This is a genomic window from Sandarakinorhabdus sp., assembly GCF_031422795.1.
Classification (GTDB): Bacteria; Pseudomonadota; Alphaproteobacteria; order Sphingomonadales; family Sphingomonadaceae; genus Sandarakinorhabdus.
In genome coordinates this window covers 1-2,692 of the sequence record NZ_JANPML010000354.1, presented here as the reverse complement: position 1 = coordinate 2,692, position 2,692 = coordinate 1, and the positions used below count along the sequence as shown (strand labels likewise).

The window sequence follows — 2,692 nt, the reverse complement described above, 5'->3', positions numbered from 1 at the left end:
GGCCTGGGGCTGAGCCCCTGGACCCGCTTTCGTTGAGGCGCGTTCGGCGACTAAAATTGGATATATCGGGCGGACAAACAATTGGGTGCAGGCCTCAGGCCTGCCCGCCGGAGGCTCTGCTTCCTTGTTCTTCAAACCTTTCCAACTAAAATTCCGGGAGGCTGAAGTCGCTGGAACTTGGTATAAGACGTTCAGCGCGCGATCTGCGGGACCAGATCCTTCAGCGCGGCCACCAGCAGATCGCAATCCTGCGCCCGTGTGAACAGCCCCGGCGTCACCCGCACACAGCCGCCATCGGCCAGGCCCGAACGGTGTACGGTCATGATGCGGTAGCGGTTGAACAGCGTGTCGGTGATGGCGATATTTTCGGCGGTGCTGGTGTGGCCGGCGATGCGGAAACTGGTGATTGCCCCGAATGTTGCCGGATCATCGCCCAGCATGATTTCCAGCCCCGAAAGCCCCCTAAGCGGCTTCACCCAGCGGTTGCGCAGATATTGCAGCCGCGCCAGCTTCATCGGGATCGGCAGCATCTGTTCCTGGAAATCCAGCGCGGCGGGCAGAGTGAGCTGCGGCGCATAATCCAATGTGCCCTGATGCACCTTGGACTGCACATCCTCGGGCTTGGCGTCAGGCTCTGCAGCGGCAGCCGCCATCATTGGCGCCGCGCCGGGCCGGATCCAGTAAGCCGCCACGCCCACCGGTGCGCCCGTCCATTTGTGGAAATTCAGCACGGCAAAATCCGCGCCGAAATCCGGGATCACGAACGGCCGCATCCGGAAACTCTGGGCGCAATCGACCAGCACCATGGCGCCGGCCGCCTTGGCCAGCGCGGCGATCTCGGCCACTGGCACCACCATGCCGCTTTTGTGGGTGCCGTGGGTGAGCAGCACGAACTTCAGGCGCCCAGACCCCTGCGCTGCGGCTTTGATGGCCTCGGCATAGGCTTCGATCACATTCTCCCGCGTTGGCGTGCGCGGCAGGTTGATCATCACGCCGCGCGCCCGCCGGCTTTTGGCCAGCGCCTTCATGGCGCCGTGGCTGGTTTCATAATCACTGTCCGACCACAGGATGGCGTCGCCTTCGCCAACGGGCAGGAACTGGCTGATCAGCGCCTGCAGGCCTTCTGCAGCATTGCGGCAAAAGCCGATCTCTTCCGGCTGCACGCCCATCGCTTGCGCCGCGCGGGCCTTCACTTGCCCCTGATCGTTGCGCATCGCCCGGCGCGCATAGATGCTGGTTTCGCGGTTGAGCCGTTCCACGATGGCCCTGTGGGTGTCGGCAACTTGCAACGCCATATTGCCCCAATAGCCATGCTCCAGCTGGGTCACCGGGCCAGCCATGCTCGGGTAAAGCGCAGCGATCCGCGCCCAGCCGGCTTCATCATCGGGCGCGATCGGTCCGGTGGAAAGTGCCTGCACCGGCACGGTACTGCCAGCCACTGCACTGGCCGCCAACGCCAGCCTCATCGCGTCACGCCTGGTCACTGTCATTGCGCCTGCTCCCTGTTTCGATGGGCGTAAACTGCACCTATCGGCTTGCGTTCGTGAAATCCCATGCCATGGTGCGGCAAAATGCCCAAACCCGATACGAGAGGTAGGGCATCAAGAGGGGAAGGAGACCAATGGATAGCGTTGTTCTGGCCATTATCTGCGGGCTTGTCGCAGTGGCCTATGGGATATTCACATCGCGGCAGGTGCTCAGCGCATCGCCGGGCAATGCCCGCATGCAGGAAATTGCCAAGGCCATCCAGATTGGTGCCAACGCCTATCTTAACAAGCAGTACACCGCCATTGCCATCGTCGGCGTGATCGTGGCCGCGCTGGTTGCGCTGTTCCTCGGGCTTATCCCCGCCATCGCCTTCGTGCTCGGCGCCGTTCTGTCGGGCGCCACCGGTTTCATCGGCATGAACATCTCGGTCCGCGCCAACGTGCGCACCGCCGAAGCTGCGCGCCAGTCGCTGCAGGCCGGGCTCACCATGGCGTTCCGTTCGGGCGCCGTGACGGGCATGCTGGTCGCCGGCCTCGCGCTGCTCGCCATCGCCGGTTATTTCTATGCGCTGGTGTCGTCGGGCCTTGAGCCCACCAGCCGCGCTGTCGTCAACGCGCTCGTCGCGCTGTCATTCGGCGCCTCGCTCATCTCCATCTTCGCGCGCCTTGGTGGCGGTATCTTCACCAAGGCCGCCGATGTGGGTGCCGATATGGTCGGCAAGAACGAACTCGGCTTTGACGAGGATGATGATCGCAACCCCGGCGTGATTGCCGATAACGTGGGCGACAACGTCGGCGATTGCGCCGGCATGGCGGCCGATCTGTTCGAAACCTATGTCGTCACCATCGGTGCCACCATGGTGCTGTGCGCCCTGCTGGTCGCTGGCGTTGACGCCGAAAAACTGATGAAGCTGCCGCTGCTCGCTTGCGGCGTTTGCATCATCACCTCGATCATCGGTACCTATTTCGTCCGCCTTGGCGGCGGCTCCATCATGGGCGCGCTCTACAAGGGCCTGATCGTCACCGGCCTGTTGTCGGTGCCGGCTTTGTGGTTCGCCACGGCAGCCCTTTTCCCCGACATGAACGCCGTGATCGGTGCTGATGCCGCGGTTGCGGGTGAAGCCATCAAGGTGGCCGGCGTCGAAGGCGGCTTCACCGGCCGGGCGCTGTTCTACTGCATGATGATCGGCCTGGTCGTCACCGCG

The 2,692-nt window shown here is 63.5% G+C and carries 2 protein-coding genes; one reads left to right on the top strand and one right to left on the bottom strand.

Annotated elements, in window-relative coordinates; all coding sequences use genetic code 11:
- Positions 1-191: 191 nt before the first annotated feature.
- Entirely contained in the window at positions 192-1,490 is a 1,299-nt protein-coding gene (locus RMO81_RS12405) for an aminotransferase class V-fold PLP-dependent enzyme (protein WP_310476203.1), read from the bottom strand.
- A gap of 131 nt (positions 1,491-1,621) precedes the next feature.
- On the opposite strand from RMO81_RS12405, the gene RMO81_RS12400 reads away from it, so the two are divergent.
- Positions 1,622-2,692: sodium/proton-translocating pyrophosphatase (locus RMO81_RS12400; RefSeq protein ID WP_310476202.1), on the top strand; the 1,071-nt coding region annotated here is incomplete at its 3' end.